This window comes from Candidatus Cloacimonadota bacterium (genome assembly GCA_019429305.1).
GTDB lineage: Bacteria > Cloacimonadota > Cloacimonadia > Cloacimonadales > JAJBBL01 > JAHYIR01.
Genome location: JAHYIR010000010.1, coordinates 13,084 through 32,256, shown reverse-complemented (window position 1 = coordinate 32,256; position 19,173 = coordinate 13,084). Strand labels below are relative to the sequence as shown.

At 36.6% G+C, this 19,173-nt stretch carries 24 protein-coding genes and 1 tRNA gene; 15 read left to right on the top strand and 10 right to left on the bottom strand.

The genetic code is table 11. The features are described 5' to 3' along the window. Positions 1–35: 35 nt before the first annotated feature. The 8 genes from K0B81_05735 to recJ form a co-directional block, all read right to left on the bottom strand. Positions 36–821, bottom strand: coding sequence for an electron transfer flavoprotein subunit beta/FixA family protein (locus K0B81_05735; GenBank protein MBW6516102.1), 786 nt, complete (start codon positions 819–821; stop codon positions 36–38). 18 nt (positions 822–839) lie between these two features. Then, entirely contained in the window at positions 840–1,952 is a 1,113-nt protein-coding gene (locus K0B81_05730; protein MBW6516101.1) for a DegT/DnrJ/EryC1/StrS family aminotransferase, read from the bottom strand. A 45-nt stretch (positions 1,953–1,997) separates the two neighbouring features. Continuing rightward, a complete protein-coding gene (locus tag K0B81_05725) occupies positions 1,998–3,074 on the bottom strand; it encodes an SLBB domain-containing protein (GenBank protein MBW6516100.1) in 1,077 nt (358 codons plus the stop codon). Continuing rightward, a complete protein-coding gene (locus K0B81_05720) occupies positions 3,064–4,023 on the bottom strand; it encodes a GDP-mannose 4,6-dehydratase (protein ID MBW6516099.1) in 960 nt (319 codons plus the stop codon). Before K0B81_05720 ends, K0B81_05725 begins: the two co-directional genes overlap by 11 nt. A 359-nt stretch (positions 4,024–4,382) precedes the next feature. Beyond that, positions 4,383–4,745: a MerR family transcriptional regulator gene (locus K0B81_05715; GenBank protein ID MBW6516098.1), complete on the bottom strand. Its 363-nt coding sequence runs from the start codon at positions 4,743–4,745 to the stop codon at positions 4,383–4,385. A 31-nt stretch (positions 4,746–4,776) separates the two neighbouring features. Then, positions 4,777–6,336 (bottom strand): apolipoprotein N-acyltransferase, encoded by a 1,560-nt coding sequence (gene lnt, locus K0B81_05710; GenBank protein MBW6516097.1) that lies wholly within the window; start codon positions 6,334–6,336, stop codon positions 4,777–4,779. Next, positions 6,320–7,234 carry a hypothetical protein gene (locus K0B81_05705; protein ID MBW6516096.1) on the bottom strand — a complete coding sequence of 305 codons (915 nt, stop codon included), beginning with the start codon at positions 7,232–7,234 and terminating at the stop codon, positions 6,320–6,322. Before K0B81_05705 ends, lnt begins: the two co-directional genes overlap by 17 nt. A gap of 138 nt (positions 7,235–7,372) precedes the next feature. After that, positions 7,373–9,124, bottom strand: coding sequence for a single-stranded-DNA-specific exonuclease RecJ (recJ, locus tag K0B81_05700; protein MBW6516095.1), 1,752 nt, complete (start codon positions 9,122–9,124; stop codon positions 7,373–7,375). Between the two features lie 751 nt (positions 9,125–9,875). Here recJ and K0B81_05695 point away from each other — a divergent pair. From K0B81_05695 to K0B81_05650, 10 genes are read left to right on the top strand one after another with little or no spacing between them, the layout of a single operon-like run. Further along, positions 9,876–10,391, top strand: a complete 516-nt coding sequence (locus K0B81_05695) for a Na+/H+ antiporter subunit E (GenBank protein MBW6516094.1) — start codon at positions 9,876–9,878, stop codon at positions 10,389–10,391. Beyond that, a complete protein-coding gene (locus tag K0B81_05690; GenBank protein MBW6516093.1) occupies positions 10,388–10,675 on the top strand; it encodes a hypothetical protein in 288 nt (95 codons plus the stop codon). Before K0B81_05695 ends, K0B81_05690 begins: the two co-directional genes overlap by 4 nt. 7 nt (positions 10,676–10,682) lie before the next feature. After that, a complete protein-coding gene (locus K0B81_05685; protein MBW6516092.1) occupies positions 10,683–10,976 on the top strand; it encodes a monovalent cation/H(+) antiporter subunit G in 294 nt (97 codons plus the stop codon). Beyond that, the gene (locus tag K0B81_05680) at positions 10,973–11,206 is read left to right on the top strand and encodes a DUF4040 domain-containing protein (protein MBW6516091.1); all 234 of its coding nucleotides are present in this window, start codon (positions 10,973–10,975) and stop codon (positions 11,204–11,206) included. The genes K0B81_05685 and K0B81_05680 overlap by 4 nt, the downstream gene beginning before the upstream one ends. Continuing rightward, positions 11,207–11,656, top strand: coding sequence for a PTS sugar transporter subunit IIA (locus K0B81_05675; GenBank protein ID MBW6516090.1), 450 nt, complete (start codon positions 11,207–11,209; stop codon positions 11,654–11,656). It begins immediately after the preceding gene. A 9-nt stretch (positions 11,657–11,665) separates the two neighbouring features. Further along, positions 11,666–12,001 carry a hypothetical protein gene (locus K0B81_05670; GenBank protein ID MBW6516089.1) on the top strand — a complete coding sequence of 112 codons (336 nt, stop codon included), beginning with the start codon at positions 11,666–11,668 and terminating at the stop codon, positions 11,999–12,001. A gap of 21 nt (positions 12,002–12,022) precedes the next feature. Further along, entirely contained in the window at positions 12,023–12,448 is a 426-nt protein-coding gene (locus tag K0B81_05665) for an MnhB domain-containing protein (GenBank protein MBW6516088.1), read from the top strand. After that, positions 12,438–12,692 (top strand): hypothetical protein, encoded by a 255-nt coding sequence (locus tag K0B81_05660; protein MBW6516087.1) that lies wholly within the window; start codon positions 12,438–12,440, stop codon positions 12,690–12,692. The genes K0B81_05665 and K0B81_05660 overlap by 11 nt, the downstream gene beginning before the upstream one ends. Continuing rightward, positions 12,689–13,000 (top strand): cation:proton antiporter subunit C, encoded by a 312-nt coding sequence (locus K0B81_05655; GenBank protein MBW6516086.1) that lies wholly within the window; start codon positions 12,689–12,691, stop codon positions 12,998–13,000. The genes K0B81_05660 and K0B81_05655 overlap by 4 nt, the downstream gene beginning before the upstream one ends. Then, positions 12,990–14,492, top strand: coding sequence for a hypothetical protein (locus K0B81_05650; protein MBW6516085.1), 1,503 nt, complete (start codon positions 12,990–12,992; stop codon positions 14,490–14,492). Before K0B81_05655 ends, K0B81_05650 begins: the two co-directional genes overlap by 11 nt. On the opposite strand, the gene K0B81_05645 is transcribed toward K0B81_05650, so the two are convergent. Together K0B81_05645 and K0B81_05640 are read right to left on the bottom strand one after the other, a co-directional pair. Beyond that, positions 14,481–15,299 (bottom strand): PhzF family phenazine biosynthesis protein, encoded by an 819-nt coding sequence (locus K0B81_05645; GenBank protein ID MBW6516084.1) that lies wholly within the window; start codon positions 15,297–15,299, stop codon positions 14,481–14,483. The two genes, K0B81_05650 and K0B81_05645, sit on opposite strands and share 12 nt — an antisense overlap. Then, complete coding sequence (locus tag K0B81_05640) at positions 15,296–16,033, bottom strand: hypothetical protein (GenBank protein MBW6516083.1); 738 nt, start codon at positions 16,031–16,033, stop codon at positions 15,296–15,298. The genes K0B81_05645 and K0B81_05640 overlap by 4 nt, the downstream gene beginning before the upstream one ends. Before the next feature lie 159 nt (positions 16,034–16,192). On the opposite strand from K0B81_05640, the gene K0B81_05635 reads away from it, so the two are divergent. The 5 genes from K0B81_05635 to K0B81_05615 all read left to right on the top strand — a co-directional run bounded on the left by K0B81_05635 (position 16,193) and on the right by K0B81_05615 (position 19,165). Beyond that, a complete protein-coding gene (locus K0B81_05635; protein MBW6516082.1) occupies positions 16,193–16,978 on the top strand; it encodes a DNA alkylation repair protein in 786 nt (261 codons plus the stop codon). Positions 16,979–17,026: 48 nt separating this feature from the next. Then, the gene (locus K0B81_05630; GenBank protein ID MBW6516081.1) at positions 17,027–17,485 is read left to right on the top strand and encodes a ferritin family protein; all 459 of its coding nucleotides are present in this window, start codon (positions 17,027–17,029) and stop codon (positions 17,483–17,485) included. A gap of 16 nt (positions 17,486–17,501) precedes the next feature. Continuing rightward, a tRNA-OTHER gene (locus K0B81_05625) sits at positions 17,502–17,595 on the top strand. A gap of 37 nt (positions 17,596–17,632) precedes the next feature. Continuing rightward, positions 17,633–18,049: a cupin domain-containing protein gene (locus K0B81_05620; GenBank protein MBW6516080.1), complete on the top strand. Its 417-nt coding sequence runs from the start codon at positions 17,633–17,635 to the stop codon at positions 18,047–18,049. Positions 18,050–18,097: 48 nt separating this feature from the next. Further along, positions 18,098–19,165, top strand: a complete 1,068-nt coding sequence (locus K0B81_05615; GenBank protein MBW6516079.1) for a M42 family metallopeptidase — start codon at positions 18,098–18,100, stop codon at positions 19,163–19,165. Positions 19,166–19,173: the final 8 nt, after the last annotated feature.

Here is a 19,173-nt window from a genome sequence, read left to right as displayed (position 1 = left end):
TTATAATAAATGGAATTAACAAAAGGTTTTTCCCCTTACTGATTTTTAAGTTGCATAATTTTTCGATACAAGATCTCAACAGCTTCATCAGTAGAGACTTCATGTTTTTCCCCATCTTTTTCGAGATGAGGTGAGAATATCTTCACTACTTGTGTTGGGGAACCGTTCAGACCAATTTCTTCAGCGGGTAGATTAAGATCATCGGCATCCCAAATAGCCAGAGGAGTTGTTTTAGCAATTCTCTTGCCGCGAAGAGAGGGCAATCGCGGGACGTTGATCTCTTTAACGACCGAAACAACGGCAGGAAGATTCATTTCCACGGTATCAAAACCATCTTCCATGAGCCGTTCTGCAGTAATAACTTGGTTCTCAATTTTATTGATCTTTCTGACAAAACAGGTCTGTGGTAAAGATAAATGGGTAGCAACACCGGGACCAACCTGAGCTGTATCTCCATCAATTGCCTGCTGACCGAAGAGGATCAAGTCATATTGAGCAATTTTATTTATTGCTGCTGCTAATGTCAGACTGGTAGCCCAAGTATCAGCACCAGCGAATCTTCTGTCTGATAAAAGAATTATTTCATCTACACCCATAGAGACAGCTTCCCTTAGAGCATTTTCAACTTGAGGTGGTCCCATACTCAAAGCAGTAACTTTCCCGCCAAACTTTTCTTTGAGTCTAATCGCCTCTTCTATTGCGTATAGATCAAAGGGGTTTATAATACTTTCAACACCTTCGCGGATAAGTGTATTATTTGTCGGATCTATCTTTATCTCAGTTGTATTTGGAACTTGTTTAATACAGACTATTAGATTCATTACATACTCCTTAAAGATCTATTTTTGATCCCGGTAAAACTCTTTTATAGTTTCAATCACAAAATCTTGCTGATCATTACTCAGTTCGGGATATATGGGAATTGAAAGAACTTTTTGAGCCAATTCTTCAGCATTAGGGCAGTCACCTATTTGACCGTTTAGATAGGCAAAACATTCTTGAAGATGTAATGGCAACGGATAGTAGATTGCGCAACCAATACCTGCTCCGGACAATCTCTCTAACAGTTTATCTCTCTGTTCTGCTATGATAGTAAATTGATTATATATTGATTTTGCTTTGGGATGAATAACTGGGAGTTTAATTTGCTTTACACCTTGTAAATGTTTGTAATAATATGTAGCATTTTCTCTTCTCAGTTCAGACCACTCTTCCAGATGCGGCAGTTTTACTGCCAGAATTGCTGCCTGAACAGAGTCAAGACGGCTGTTAAGTCCTATCCATTTATGGTAATACTTGGGATTCTCACCATGTACTCTTAATTGTCTTAAATTATTGGCTAATTCTTCATTATTTGTTAAACACATACCTCCGTCACCCATACATCCGAGATTTTTACTCGGAAAGAAAGAAAGAGTGCCGATATCACCTATAGTTCCAACCTTTACTCCATCATAAAGTGCTCCAATTCCTTGAGCATTGTCTTCAATTATAGCCAAATTGTGTCTTTTGGCAATTTCAGATATCTTATCCATTTCAGCACTTTGACCAAAGAGATGAACCGGTATGATTGCTTTTGTTTTATTTGTAATTGCCGCTTCAATAAGAGAAGGATCGATGTTAAAGGTTTCGGGCAGAATATCGACAAAGACCGGTTTGGCGCTTACTCTGGCAATAGAACTGGCAGTAGCAAAGAAAGTAAATGGAGTAGTTATAACTTCATCTCCTGGTCTGATATGCAGAGCTTGTAGAGCGAGTATTAGGGCATCAGTTCCTGATGCACATCCGATGGCATAATTAGCATCAAGATAATCCTGCATCATAAGCTCGAAAGCTTTTACTTGAGGACCTAAGATATACTGGTGAGTAGAGAAGACCTCTTCGAGTTTACAGCGGATCTTATCCATTAAAGGTTCATAGTGGGCGTTTAGATCAAGTAGAGGAACTTTCATTAATTGAGACTCCTAATTATTGTGTTAGTAGACACTTAATTGTATTTATCTAGTTAGTACTATTATAGTAGCTGTCATTGATATAATTGCGCTAATAGGGGTTAGATAATCGGTTAACCATGTCCGGGTTGCTAAAGGAATTATGATCGAATCTCCTTCATTAATTTCTTGCCCCCGATATCTAGTTTTATCACCATCCTTGGATACGATAAATATTCTCCTTTGCGAACCTGTACGACTGACTCCTCCGGATAGTGAAATGTAATATTCGGGATTTTTACCGGGGTAATATGTGAATTTACTTGGTCTGGCAACATTACCTCTAACGTATATAAAGCTCTCTTCAGGGTGTAGATAAATATTGTCTCCTGCCCGAATATAGTAATTGTGTTCTACCTGTTTCAGAATTCCATCTCGACGCAAAAAGATTTTTTCGTAATCACTATGAGAGTATTTTTTCTTAATAAGCGGCAGAAGTTCAGCAACCTGTTTTTCAGTTTCCATCTCGAAGTATTCTACATAATTAACTGAGTCGGTTACGACATATAATTTAGCAAATTCATTAGCAAAATCTACTCTGATAAGATCATCACTAAACACAAGAGGATTCTCTGAAAGGTCACCTAAGGCAAAATATCGATTAAGATCATAAATCTTAATCTGTTCGTTTCGTGTTATCTTAATCCTTTTACTTGCTGCCGGACTCAAGTCACCGGCTAATTGTAGTGATTGATATAGAGTCATGAGTGTATCAACTACATATTCACCCGGTTTGGTAACTGCTCCAAAGATATGAACAGAATATGGAATAATTGAGTAAAGATCGACATTTATCTTTGCATTAGGGAAAAATCTTCTTATCTCACTTGTAACCATTCCCTGAACATCTTTTAGAGAATGTCCTGCAACCTTAATCGGGGAAGTAATAGGATAGAGAGTAAGGTGCCCTGTAACAGTTACAGGTACAAGAATGTCCTGTGTCTGGAGACTAATGATCTGGATGGTGAATACATCACCGGGTCGGACAATATACTCTTCTGGAAAATCTACTGATTCTCTTGCAGAGAGAAATGAGATAGTAAGCAAAAAGAATGAAATAAGTAATAAGTTATTATTCTTCATAATATTTGATAACCCTATTTAAGATATCTTTTAGTTTGTGTTTTGGTTCATAAGCGATCATTTCTTTGATTTTCGTTAAGTCCGGAACTCGCCTTCTCATATCTTCAAATCCTTCCTCGTAGGCATCATCATATTTAATATACTCTATCTTGGATTTACTACCGGTCATTTTCTTTATCTTTTGAGCGAGTTCTTCTATAGTTATCTCTTCAGTACTCCCGATGTTAAATATTTGACCTTCAGCTTTCTTTTCGCTCATCAGTTTGATTATTCCGTTAACTACATCCTCTACATCTGCAAAGCATCTAGATTGTTTACCATCACCATAGATAGTTAAAGGATGATCCAAGAGAGCATTCTTAACAAATTTAGGCAGAACCATTCCGTATTGACTGGACTGTCTAGGACCGACAGTGTTGAAACACCTGACGATAACGACAGGGAGTTTCTTTTCCCGATAATAAGCCAGAGCAAGAAACTCATCAATCGCTTTAGAAGAGCTGTAACTCCATCGCGATATGTGGGTCGAGCCCAATAATCTATCATCCTCTTCTTTAAAAGGGACTTTTTCACTTTTACCGTATATTTCTGATGTTGAAGTTACGAGTACCTTTTTCTTATATTTATTGGCCAACTCCAGAACATTTTCTGTTCCGATGATATTCGTTTGCAAAGATAACAAGGGATTATCTATGATATATTTAACACCAACAGCAGCTGCTAAATGAAATACCTGATCGCAGTTCTTGATCAATTGCTCAAGAATTTTCCTATGAAGGATTGTATCAATTGTGTATATAAAGTTGCTATTTCCCTTTAAATGACTAATATTCGATAGCTTTCCAGTAGAAAGATTATCCAAAACAGATACAGTATGCCCCTGTTTCAGCAATTTTTCTGCTAAGTGTGAACCGATAAATCCGGCTCCACCCGTTATAAGTATTCTCATTATTTCTCCGTCTTTTTTTATCAAGGTTATGCAGCCAACTTTCGTTAACAATACATCATGTTATGAATTATTCTCAGCTTTTTTTGTCAATAATTTTGACCTGAAGTTTCGTGTCTCTCCAATGTTGTATCAACTTGCCTAAAGTGAAATTTTGATGATATGAATTTCGATTCCGTTCAGTCTTAGAATTGTTGAGTCAATCGGAAGATATTTCAGAACAGAGTAGAGTCTCCATTTACTGAAACTAATATCTGGAACAATAAGTAATCAATTTTGAAAAATCTTTCATAGTTGTCCATCCCTGATATTTCTTAGATTGTTAACCGGTTTGAAAATTGTTAGTTTACTTGTAATAAAGATTAGTTTTCTTTTTCTTTCTCTTTCTTTGCTTTCAACAAACTCTTCAAATCTTGCAGGTAAGTCACCAGCTCTTCCTTGTATTCATCGTTCATTGCTTTGACTTTAACTGGTGACTTGTACTTCTCGTTATATTTGATCTGGGAAAGCTTCTTTTTGACCCCTTTGATAGTAAATTTTTGGATATATAGTAAGTCCTTGATTATTTTTATTAACTCAATTTGTTCTGTTGTATAACGCCTGCTTCCCCCTTGAGTTCTATGGGGATTCAATTGCCTGAACTCCGATTCCCAATAACGCAATACATGCGGTTTTAGATCGAGCAAGTTACAAACTTCACCGATAGTGTAGTAATACTTTTTCATTTTAACAGATCTCGCATAATTTTTTTTCTCGTTAAGTTCGTTTGATCGAAATACCACAGAGAATTGTAATAATGAACAGTAAACTTGATAAGAAAACAAACAGGGCAGGATAGTTCCTCATATACCTAACATAAATAGTTTGTTCGGGATAAAGGTATAGTTTATCATTAATAACCGTCTGTTCATATAATCTTGTTCTTTGCCTGATCACTCCTCGGGGATCAACGATCATAGAGATCCCAGTATTTGCTGCTCGATATATCTGGGTTCTTGTCTCGACTGCGCGAATAACAGTCATCATCCCGTGCTGATAAGGTCCGACAGTCTTTTTAAACCAAGCATCGTTAGTAACATTGACCATAAAATCAACATCATCGGCAGCTAATTGACTTGTCAAATGAGGAAAGGCAATCTCGAAACAGATCAATGATGAAAAACGATATTTCTTATCTTCCTTCTGAACTTCAAAATGTACAAGATCCTCACCGTATTCCCAGTTTGCTTGCCCTAACTGCAGATTTCTTAGTGGTGGGATATAATCCATAAAGGGTATTCTCTCTCCTACAGGAACAAGGATTATTTTATAATAGGGTTGATGAATTCTGCCGTCTTTATAAAATAGTGTAGTTGCATTATAAAATTTGTATTCGTATTCCCCACTATCACTATCTATCTCATAATGAGGTAATCCCAAAAAGAGATCGATTCCTGTATCCCGTACCAGATTTTTCACGTAAGTGAGTGGCCTGCTAAAATTCAGGACATAATCGGGAATAGCAGACTCCGGCAGGATAATCAGATCAGGTTCCTCTTCAGCAGCTTTTAAAGTATATTCTCTGTATAAAGCTAATGTCGAATCATAGAAAGCTTCATCCCATTTAATGTATTGTGGAATGCTGACCTGAACGATAGAGGCGTTAAAGTCATCTTCTATCAACTTCAGATTATGTAGCCGATAATTTCCCCAACCAATCCAAATAGATAAAACTATTAGCAGAGTAATGATATAGAGAAGAGTCTTATGGGTAGGAAAGGAGATAAGAATTTTAAAAAGCAAGATATTGATAATCAGAATTAACAGAGAGAGCAGATAGATTCCACCGATTTCAGAGATCTGGATTAACGAAGTATAATCAGCTAATGAATAACCGAGATTGAACCACGGGAATCTTAATTCACCAAAATTCTGTAGCCATTCGAATGATAACCAACAGGTTATCAAACCAACAAATCTTAAACGAGGCAAGACCTTATAGATCCTTCCAACAACAAAGAAGAGCAGGATAAAGTAAAATCCGAAAAGGATAAAAAGCCCGATAAATCCCGGTAATGTAACTACACTTATCCAGTAAAGGGCAACCAATGTATATACAGTACTGAAAGAGAGAGCAATCTTGACAATTTTTTTCAATCTCAATGAACTTGCCTGCTGCAAGAGGAAGAGAAGCGGTAAAAAAGCAAAGAAAGCCAGAAAATTGAGTTTTAGAGGATAACGGCTTAATCCGAGCAATAGTGCAGCAAGAGCCGGTTGCCAGAATAGTCTGTCTCTGAAAAAAGTAAATATATTAGCAGGATTATTGGTATCTTTCATATGTCATTTCTGAGATTTTTATCTCTCTATCAGTAATCAAACCGATTATTCCGCTCTTTACATAGAAAGAACTCCATGGTTTATGATAGAGTAGAAATTCCTTATTAGTAGCGGGATGTGATATTTTGTTAACATCAAGACGATACTTGTTATTAAACCGATCGATTTGCCAATAGCCGGACAACTCTTCCGTAAGCTTGCCAAAATTATCGAAGATAAAGGTTGTATTCAAGCTTCTATCATAGACCGTCACGTGAGTAAAGGTACTATGCAATTGTACAGGTTCACGAAACACAAACTTACCAAACCGATAGACAATATTTTCCATTTTCTCGTCTAGAATAACTATCTCATTAGAGGTTCGGTCATAAACAAAGACCATCCCGTCATGAGAGACATCGAACAATACAGGTTCACCGATATTTTTCAAATGAAAATTCTCGATCCACATCCCGTTACTATCGAATCTCTTTATCTGCTTCTGAAAACTATCTAATGCTAACAATCTGCCATGAGGAGAGACAGTTATATCACTCAAGCGGTTGAAGTTACTGTCGGAAAACCCTAAACCACCAACAGCATTGATGTATTTGCCATCTCGATATATGCGGATCATATTAGTTTCCGGTTCCATAACGTAAAGTGAGTTATCAAGTGAAGAATAGGCGATCTTAACAGGTGTGAAGGGGAGACTTAGTGTTAAAATTTCCCGCATTTCCTGAGGAATTCTTCTGATTTGCCGATCAGCACTATAACTACAACCCCAACTACCGAGTGTTAGAATGAGAGATAGGAGAGAAATGGTAGCAATAATCAGAAATTGTCGGTTTGTTCTTACTCTCTTACAAAAAGAAAAGTTTTTGGATTTTTTTACTCTGGGACAAAGATTTTTGTACATCTAATAACCCCTAATTTCTCACACCATTTTCATACACTTAATTCTGTGACGTTGCAAAAGCCCGGATATCTCACTACCTCGTCCACTCATCTTTTCGCACCTTCTTATATCTGCGCCTCGAACATTACTATTATTATTTTATCTCTTATAAACGTTCTGTTTAGTTGCTGGAGAATTTTTTATCTTGATATCTTTCAATCGTCCCTGAATGCTAACTTTGTCCTGCCACATGATCTGTTCAAAAGAATAGGCAATGTCAATCACAGAGTTCTTTCGCAAGAAGGGAAGATAATCTCCCAGATTAAATCCGATCATATCTAAAGTGCAACCATCCTTTTTAACTCTGATCTTAAGATGATTTCTTCCGACATTATAAGGGTAACCATCGATAGTTACATTCTCGGTTCGCCAAACCGGGCGTATATTCCCCGTTCCATAGGGAGCAAATTTATTTAACCATAAGATCAGATTATCATTGATCTCGTACAACTCAATATCTTTGTCGATTTTCAGTGGTGGTATCAGCAGCTCTTTGGTTAATCGCTCTTGGGCATACAAGTGTAACTGGTTTTCAAATTTATCAAGATATTCAGCGAGGATAGTAAATCCGGCAGCATAACGATGCCCTCCAAAACTATCCAGTAAATGTTCCAAACTCCTTAGTGTCTCAAAGAGATCAAAATCCGGGATACTTCGCCCAGAACCGCTGCCGACTCCTTCATTAAAAGATATCATCAGTGTCGGACGATAGTATTTTTCAACAAGCTTAGAGGCTACGATCCCTATAACTCCGGGATGCCAGTTATCAGAAGAGACAACCAGACAGGTCGCTTCATCGAGATTCTTATATTTTTTTTCAATGATCTCACATGCTTCTTGAAAGGTTTTTTGATCTTCATTCTGACGGAGAGAATTTTCTCTTTCAATGATTTGAGCCAGCTCTATACATCTTTCCGATTCACAGCAGACCAATAATTCAACAGCCCGTAAGGCACTTCCCATTCTACCGGCAGCATTAATGCGGGGGGCGATACCAAAAATAATATCAGAAGTTGTGAGTTCTTTGTGTGAAAGACCGGCTATATCTATCAGTGAGTTGATACCTTTGTTCTTTTTCTGGATCAAACGGTTCAACCCTAAACCGGCAAATATTCTGTTTTCATCGGTTAACGGTACAATATCGGCAATTGTGCCGAGAGCAACTAAGTCAAGAAACCGGTGAATCTCTTCCGGAGTATCTTTACCCAATTCCCGATATACTCCAATAAGTAGTTTATAGGCAACTCCAACACCGGCAAGTTCTTTAAAGGGATACTGACAATTGGGTAGTTTCGGATTAATGATAGCAAAAGCAGCAGGGATGTCTTCTTTGGGGTTGTGATGATCTGTTATGATAATCTCCATCCCGTATCTGTTGATTTGTTCTACCTCTTCAACTGCATTAATACCGCAATCGACACTGATGATCAATTTCGTTCCATCATTGTATATCTGCTCAATGCCGGAAAGAGATAACCCATAACCATCTACCATTCTGTGAGGGATGTAAAAGTTGACTATCCCTCCGAGTCTTTTCAGACCTAGAAAAAGTAATGCTGTCGAGGTGGTCCCATCAACATCATAATCACCATAGATCGTAATTTGTTCTTTATCATTGATTGCCTTGATGACTCGAGATACTGCTTTACCCATATCATTAAATAACTTCGGATCGTATGTATTATCTAATGAGGGTTCGAAAAAGGTCTCTATTATCTCAATATCAGTCATACCTCGCTGAACTAATAATCCGGCTATAACTGAAGGGCACTTGAAGTGCTGTATTATAGCTAGCTTTTGAGCTTTTTGTTCTTCTGTTAACGGCTCAGTTGTTTTCCATCTTTTTCCCATTTTTTTCCTATCTATCTTGTTTATTTTAATAACAATTAGATCTAATCACCACAAAATCGATGTTAGATATCAGTAGTTAAGCATCTTTAAATTCTTAACGACACTCCACTACATAATGATACTTTTTTTTGTTCTCTGGAGTTGTAAAGCATTAAATTATCGGATAGATATCTGAGGTTTTCTCAAGTTAGCTGCTATCCGTTTATAACGAACTGAAGAGACTCTTCAATAATGTTTCTATAGCCGAACAGACCAATCCTATATATAAGATATTTCTATTGTCCCTTTTTTCTCTCTTCTACCATTAGGGAGCACACGAGTCGGATACGGCCGACTCGTGTGCTCCCTAATGGTTGAAGGTAGTTTCTAACTAGTTGAAAGCAATTTTTTTTTGATTATCTTAACAGTTTATTCATGATTGATTCTGCTGATGTCTTCTAATCACAGTCAGATTGTCTGACAGAGCAACACTAGCATCTTACCTGTGAACCTCTTGCATTAAATTTTACAATGAAATAGAGCGACCACCGGTCGCCCTACATTGCATTTTTCCTTATGACATTTTCACCATTCCACCATTCCACTCTTTTATTCGTGTTTATTATTTTCTATTCGCATGTATTAGTGGACAATGTTTTAGCTGCTTTTGATACCTATATTTCTTGACAAAACTATATTAGAAAGCAAAAGAATATCTTATGGAAACCATAGAACAATTATAAGGACTGGAGATTAAGGGGTTCGGGCTGTAATGGATAAGCTTTCTTTCTATATGAAATACGGTAGAGCAGTGATTTTAATATTACTCTGCTTCTTTCTCTGGTTATTATTGAGCAGAGAAGTACATTTTCTCTCCTTGTTGGCAGGATTGTTGTTTTCTGTTTTAGCTGCCCTCTATTCTTACTCGGTCTTTTTTGAGAAAGAGCATTTCTATCGGAGTGATTTATTAATTAGGGTTGAGTTCGTAATAATCTATGTCTTTTTTTTAATAATTCAGAGCTATCTGGCCAGCTTCGAGCTGATCTATCGGATGATAAGTGGCAGGTATAATCCGGGTATAGTAAGAATAAGAATTAGACTCCGATCGAGTATTGGCAAAGCATTTTTGGCAAATACTATTTCCATGATCCCCGGGACTCTGTCTATCTGGTTAAATAGCAGCCATATCTTTGTTCATTGGTTTGATAAGAAGAGTGACCATAACATCGAAGCGGGAAGAATAATTAAGCAAGATTTTGAACGGATATTACAGAGGATTTTCGGATGAGTTGGGTTCTTTATGTCTTGCTCTTGATGATACCACCGGTTTTATATCGTTTGATAAGAGGACCATTATTAGAGGACAGATTATTGGCTTTGAATGTCATAGCTGTCTTGATAATACTCATTATGTCTTATCATTCATTGATATATGGTCAGAGTTTTTATCTTGATATCGCTTTAGTTTATGCCCTACTCTCTTTTTCAGAGATATTGGCGATCATTAAATTCAGTCATATTTATGTACCTGTATCGGATAAAAGAAGTTTAAGTTTAGAGTCAGAGGAATAGGGGGGGGATGGTGATAGCTTATTTCTTTATAGTTATTGGGTTGATCATAATGTTTTTTGGTATCTTGGGAATGATCATACTGCCAAACTTTCTATTAAGAATCCATTCCTCAACAAAGTGTGGAGTTACCGGAGCAATAAATATTCTTATCGGGTTTATGTTTTATTCTTTGGAACTCGATTTTTTATTGAGAATGGGCTTGATCATGATCTTTCTCTTTTTTACAGCTCCAATTATAGCACATTCCTTGGCAGTTTTTCATCTGCAGGGAAGAAATATTGATCAGGAGGATCAAGAATGAGTTATAGTCTGAGTTTTATTCATATTTTTATGTTATTAGCAACTATCTTTGTCGTGTTTTCTAAGAAGCTGCTGCATTCTTTGATCTTTCTTTCACTATTTAGTATGCTTTTAGCATTGAAATATCTAACTTTAAGAGCACCCGATGTTGCTATAACAGAAGCTGCTTTGGGTACGGGATTGGCAACAGTTGTATATCTGGTAGCAATAAAGAAAACGAGGAGAAGATAGATGGTAAAACTGCTTTCATATTTCAATGAAGAAGACATTCTTGAATTTCAGGAATATGACGATACAAAAGTTAACCGGGCTTTAATAGATCATTGTTTAGAAGATCAAGACCAAGAGATCAAAGCAAAAGCTTTTAGTTTACTTGGAGTGAAGAAAAACGGCAAGAATCTTGATTTAACTAAAGGTTTTGCATTAACTCATATCAGACTTGACGCAGTAGATGATATAAAAATCGCTATCGGAGTTTTTGGAGAGAAGATCAAATTCCCTAAGAATAAAGAGTTACTGGCGTTGTTTTGTATTATAATACCCGAGAATAAATGTCAGACATATCTGAGTTTAATGGCTCATTTAACCCGTCTTTTATCGAGTAAAGGAGCAGCTAAAGTATTTAGACCGGGAAATAAAAAAGGGATCATCGAATTTATCAGAGATTTTGAAGAGTATTAAGGAGAGCTTATGTATGTAATGATCATAATCCTTAAAGATGAATCTCTGGTGAAAAAAATACTCTCTCTCTTGATCGAGTTCGAACTTTTTCAATCGACAGTTGTGGATGGAGAATCAATTGAGAATATAGCAGCTAGAAAAATACCACTCTTTTCAGATTTTAATCTCCTTTTTGGGAGGGAGTCGGTCTATAATCGCACTATTATCTGCTACGTTCCCGATGGAGAGACAGTTGAAAGGTTCATTAAAGTCTGTAGAGATGAAGAGATCGATTTTGAAAATAAAGATATAGGATGTCTATTCACAATTCCTTGTAATCTTTTTCTTGGACAAAACCCCCAATAACAGAACCCAAATGATAAAATAATGATTGATATAAGAGATTCGGAAATATTAAAGACTACAATCAGTAAGTTATTTCCCTTTATTATTGTCTTTAGTTTCTTCCTTTTCTCTTACGGTCCGATAAGTCCCGGAGGTGGTTTTCAGGCAGGTGTTATATTTGGGACTATCATCATTATCTTCGAAATGTGTTATGAAAAGAAAATACTTAGTGACTTCTTTTATACAATTTTCGAGTATTGTGGGGTAATTCTGATCATATTGACAATGTTAGTCGGTTTAAAGATCAGTGGCTACCTTTTTGGAGGGTTGTATTTTATTAACACTGGTTCGCTTATCTTTGCCAACTTCTTTCTTTGGTTACTCAATTTTGCTATCTTTATTGAAGTATCTGCTTCAATTATTCTGATCTTCCGTAACTTCATTGAATGGAGGGAAGATGAGGAGTAAGACAAAGCTTCTTGTAGGGCTCTTTTTAACGGTCATTTTTATATACTTTTATATCTATTTGAATATGGTGGAGCTGATCTTTCATTCCGAAGTAATAGACTTTGCCGAGATGACGAGGATCATGAACATTAAGAATATAGTAACGGCAATATACTTAGGACCTCGTTTATTTGATACGTTTTTGGAAGTTATGGTAGTAGTAATGACTGTTTTGGGAATGAAATTTATCAGAGACAAAATATGATTCTCCTGATATTGATAATAGCTGTTTATGGTTTGATTGTTTCTGACAATCTAATAAAAAAGATTATGTGTCTTAATATTATTGAGAGTACTGTAATACTCACTTTCTTAACAACCGGTTATCAGGAAAGAGCAGTCGCTCCGATTATTACCGACACTGTAGCTAATTATGTTGATCCGATACCACAAGCGCTTATGCTGACGGCAATAGTTATCGGAGTTTGTTTTAACTCACTGGCTATAGCTATTACAGTTAAAGTATTCTATAAGTATCATACAATAGAGGTTTCTCAGCTCCATGAACGTTAAATTTTTCTTGATTCTTTTCCCTCTAATTCCTCTGATCTTGATAGCAATATCACTATCAGCTAAATACTTGTTCAAAAGAGATATCTCATCTGTTATGATCTTGGTCAATGCAGTGCTGCAACTAATGACAGGATTATATCTAGTTACCTATTTCAGAGGGTATGATGGTTTATATTCCGTGTCCCTGAGTGAATGGAAGCATGCTATAGAGTTTTCTTTTGATCAATACCGTGTTTTCTTTTTGATAGCTTTTCTTATTCCTTCTTTCTTCACGATCTTTCACTATAGAAAGTTCACTGATTTTAATATTCGCTCTATCTTTCTATTCTACATGGCAGGATGCAGTGGTATTATTGTAACGGGTGACATTTTCAATTTCTACATCTTTTATGAAGTAATGATCATGGCTGCTTATGTATTAATATCTGTTAGCAAAAAGTACTACGCATCAATCAAATACATGATATTCGGAGCAGCCAGTTCAGCAATTTTCTTAGCCGGGATAATTCTGCTCTATGCTTCCGGCAGTTATTTTAGTTATTCTTTTCTCTTTCAATTAGGGGAATACAATCCGAATAATATCCACTTTGTATTTCTTCTTTTCAGTATTGCCTTCTTTATCAAAGCAGCGTTCTTTCCGGTGTCAGGGTGGGTAGCAACCTGTCATTCAGCTACTAATTCTGTTGTATCAGCTTTTTTGAGTTCTTTCACTATCTTTTCAGGAATCTTTGGTCTGTTGTATTTTGTTATCTTGCCGGCACAGAGTCTTGGTTACGATAATTTTTTGACCTTTATTAAGATATTATCGATTCTTACAATGCTGATACCAGCACTGATACTATTCTTCGAGCCCGACTTTAAGAGATGTATTGCTGGCAGCACTGTCTTCACTATTGGTTTTATAGGGTTATTACTGGCAAGTGGTGCTTATTACCTGGCTCTTTTCTATTTAATCGTGCATGCTGTCTATAAATCATATATGTTTCTCGTTTACGATGATCTGTTGATAAATAAGTTCACTGTTTACGGAAATTATAGGACTATACTACTTATTTTTGTGTCTATTATCTTTACTGTGGGATTTTTCCCTTCAATCCCCTATTTCATTAAATACAACTTCATGGTGCAAAGCAATTTCTATAAGTTAATAACATATATGGCAATGGCATTGATGTTGGGGAGTTTTCTTAAATTCCGATATATGGCAACAACTAAGATCAAGATAAATAGACTATTCTATATTTTCTTTCCTTTGCTTATTATCTTGCTTTATCTGATCAATCCCTTTCCCTATATTAATGCTGGGTATTTTTTAGGCATAGATCTCTTGATGATATTACTGATGGTTTTGATTGCAAAAACTGTATATAATCGTCTTAAGTTCTTATCGTGTCTCGATACAAAATTCCTCTATATCAACATGAATTATGAGCTGTTGTATATAGTGGTCTTGATCGTTACTCAGATATTGGTACTGGGATTAAATAACTGAGATAGTTTCCTGTCCGACAATTTTTGCATTACCTGCAATATAGATACGCTCTCTGTTTCTCATTTCCAGATAAAGAATACCGCCACGAGGGGAGATCTGCTTAGCGACCATCTTCTTTTTACCCAATATTGCGGACCAATATGGACCTAAAAGAGTATGTGCCGAACCGGTAACAGGATCTTCCATAATACCAGCCCAAGGATCAAAAAATCTCGATACGAAGTCAAGTTCAGGATTATCAGCAGTGGCAGTTACCGTAATCCCTTTTGCTTCTGAAGGATTAATTGCTTTTAATAACGGATAATTAGGGCAGATTTCTGCAACTTTTCTTTCAGATTGAAGTTGGATCAGGATATAGCCTGTCAGCTTACCAATTACACATGAAACATAGCTATCAATACCCATAGCCATAAACAGCTTATCTGGCAGTTTATATTCAACGGGAATATCGAGGGGAAAATCAAGGATAAATCTATGTCCCTCTCTCATTACTCTCAATAAACCACTAAGAGAATGAAAAACGACGCTGGACTTAAATAATTGCTTCTTATAGAGAAAAGCTGCTGCCGCTAAAGTAGCATGTCCGCAAAGTGGTACTTCCAGGACAGGGGTAAACCAACGAATTTTATACTCGTTTTTTTTATGTGGCAAGGGAAAGATAAAAGCAGTTTCCGATAGACTCATTCTGCTGGCAATCTCTTGCATTATAGTAGCTGGTAATTCTTCAGCAGTAATTACTACTCCGGCTGGGTTACCCTCTGAGTTTGTTCCGGTAAATGAGTTTATAATGTGAACATCGTAGATCAATTTTCTGTTTCCTCAACAGGGTAATACCAATGGTTAGAGTAGAGCATACTTGTTATATTGGTCATTCTCTTTAAAAGGAATCTTACGGCAGCAGTAGATTTCATTTCTTTTAAAAACCATTGTTTGCTGTCTTCGTCAAAATGAAACCATCTTTCAATGGTCAGCTCTCTAACTAAGGGGGGTGTTTTATCCATATCAAACATATTGTAGATCGGAGCACCACTGTTTTCTTCTAACCAAACCGAACCGGTAAAAGTTATCTCTTTTTTATCTTCATCATGAGTAGTGTACTTTATCTCATATTCTCTACAATTGTATCCATTAATCTCTTTCCTGATATCTGTCTCAATGACTTGTAGATTCTTTCCAATTTCAGTGAAAAAAATCCCCTCTCTCTTAGGAGAAAGGTCTCTTTCCAATAACCCCTTAACCATTTTATCATTGTCTGGATGGTTAGAATCCTCACCTTCAATTGCTTGTTCTAAAATAAAGCTAACTATCTCACCTTCATCGTTAAGCTGGTGTGAGATCATTACATCGCTACTTTGGAGGATCTTGCCAGATTTATCATCAGTAGTGACCATCTGATGATGTGTTATCCCCGGAACTATGTTATAATTGGCTTCTACTATTGCTCTTGCTTTCTCCCAAAGAACTATAGTATTGTCTGACCAAAGTAAGGAGAAAGATATTGTGAAAAGCATTAGTAATAAAATTGTTACTTGTTTGTTCATAAAAGCTCCAGTTTAACACTTATTTGATTTAAATGTTACCACTGTTTGAGATAGATCTTTTTGGCAAGGTTTTTTGAGATAGATCTTAGTGAAAAAATATTGCCTAGAATTGGTGTTCGGAAATCATATGGAAAAGCATCAAACAATTTGAGGTCACTAATGAAACAAAGTATAGTGATAAAAGAGATAAGAGATTATCTCAAACTAAAGAGTGACAAGAAACTGATCGAGAAATATTCTAAGTTTTTTAAGGAAGGATATGATTCTTATGGAATCTGTACAGAAGTGTTTAATTCATTACTTAAGACTATGCTTGATAAGTATATTCTGATTAGTGATTTGGATGAGGTGTTGTCTCTTGGTAATGAACTTTTTGCTTCTGGCAAATATGAAGAGGGGAGTTTAGCTATATCTTTTATTTCAGCATTAAGAAAGAGAGAAAGTAAATTAGCCAAGAAAAAACCTTATCCTAATTCTCAATTGCTATTAGAATTTGATCGTAAAGTATTTCATCAACTTCAAATCTGGTTCGATAAGTGGATATTAAATTGGGCTCATACAGACATTACCTGTTCTGAGTTACTAGGGAAAATGCTGATCGATAATAACATCACTATCAAGGATTTTTCACAGTGGAAAAAATCAAGCTCTAAATGGACAAGACGAGCAGTTCCAGTGAGTATGATAGCGCTATTAAAAGTTCAGAAAGATTTATCACCATTGTTGAATTATATTGATATTATGATGATGGATACTGAAAGACCTGTACAACAGGGATTGGGTTGGTTTCTCAGAGAAGCATGGAAAAAACAACCGGCAACGGTTGAGAAGTTCCTCCTCAAATGGAAAAAGACTGCTCCTCGCTTAATATTTCAGTATGCTTCAGAAAAGATGGATAAGGAACAGAGAGAGAAGTTTCGTAGAAGCAAGAAAAAACTTGCTTAATATCAAGGGTGAAAAAGTATACTTCAAAAAAAATATAGGAGTCATAGAATGGATAAAGAGCAATTCCTTGGCCTGATTGATCTGGCTATTCATAGGGAAATAGAGGCATTTGAGTTTTACAGCAAAGTTGCAGCTTCTTTCGAGAACAGAGGATTAACCACGATTTTTAGTGAATTGGCAGCAGAAGAGCAGGGACACCGTAATCTGTTGGAGTCTTTTCGTGCCAATCCGGAAAAGCACTTTGAGATCAAGGCACCGGAACACGATTTCAAATTAGCCGAAGAGACTGAATTACCTCCACTATCAATTGATATGAAACCAGCAGATGCCTTTGCCTTAGCAATGAAGAAGGAACAGCAGGCAGCAGAATTTTATCAAGACTTAGCAAAACGAACTATAGATGAACAGGTCAAAGATATGTGCTATAATCTTGCCAATATGGAGCTTAAACACAAGCAGAAGATAGAGAATGCGTTTGTTGATGTGGCTTATGTTGAATCATTCTAAAAATAAAGTATAGATCGAGAGGATGGGACTGGTGTCTCGGCTGGTCTGCAAAACCAGTAGCGGGCGGATAAAACCGTCTGTGGCAGGTTCGATTCCTGCCCTCTCAGCCATTTTAATACATGAAATTTAAAATATAAGGAGGAGGAGATGAAGGTAGTATCACATAAAGAAGTTACCTTAGAAGACGTTAATGTCGAAGGAGCTAAAGGTACAAAAATCCGCTGGTTGATTTCGCAAAAGGATAGTGCCCCTAATTTTGCCCTGAGATTATTTGAGGTGGAAGTAGGTGGCTTTACACCCTATCACTCACACAGTTTTGAACATGAGGTTTATGTTCTTGAAGGAGAAGGGGTCTTTGTTACAGAGGAGAAGGAATATCCATTCAAAAAAGACGATGTTATATATGCAGACCCTGATATGAAACATCAGTTCCGTAATGCAGGTCAAACCACTTTGAAATTCCTTTGTGCTGTTCCGATTGATTACCCAAAACCAAAACAGGAAGAAGAAAAACCATATAAAACTGTCAATCCCTTTGCAGCCGGTAAAGTAAATAATTGCTAAACTGAAAGTAATAAGTATTAAACTATTTTATAATAACAGGAGTTGAGTATGGAGAAAGAACTACGCAAATTTTTCACTGATCTAGTAGAGGCACCCAGTCCTTCAGGATTTGAACAACCGGCACAGGACGTTTACCGTCGTTTTGTTAAGAAATATACCAATGACATCAAAACTGACGTACATGGCAATGTAATCGCTTTACGTAAAGGAAAAGGTAAATTGAAAACCATGATCTGTGGTCATGTTGATGAAATCGGTTTTATGGTGAATTATATCGATAACGAAGGTTTTGTTTATGTCAGACCGGTTGGTGGTATTGATGCCAATCTTTTACCCGGTTTAAGAGTAAATATCTACGGAGCAAAAGGGATAGTACGTGGTATTTTTGGTAAGAAAGCAATACATCTAATGTCTGATGAGGATTTGAAAAAAGGAACCAAGCTTTCCGATTTATGGATTGATATCGGTGCACCAAATAAAAAAGAAGCAGAGAAAAGAATTGAAGTTGGAGATATTGTGACCTTCTCACCTGGTTTGGAAACGCTCCATAAAGATGTAATCACAACAAAAGCAACTGACAATAAAGTTGGTGTCTTTGTTGCTGGAGCTATTTTACATTATTTAGCCCAAGAGGATATAGTAACTAACCTCTATTCTGTTTCTGCAGTTCAGGAAGAGATTGGAATGCGGGGTGCAAGAACAAGTGCCTTTGGTATAGATCCGGATGTGGGTATAGCAATCGATGTCACAACTAGTTCAGATCATCCCGATACCGACAAAAAGAAGATCGGTGATATTGCTATAGGTAAAGGACCGGTAATTGCAGTAGGACCAAATATCAATCCCAAGGTCTTTGATCTTTTAAAAGAGGCAGCTAAAAAGGAAAAGATAAAATTCCAGATCGAAGTGGAGTCAAGAGCTACGGGAACAGATGCCAATGCAATTCAGGTGACCAGAGCTGGTGTTGCTACCGGTCTGGTCTGTATTCCAAACCGTTATATGCATTCTCCCAATGAAGTAATATCTCTGAAAGATCTTGATGATACGGCAAAACTAATAGCCGGTTTCATAAGATTGATCAATGATAAAACCAACTTTATACCGGGTGGTAAATAAAACTGCAT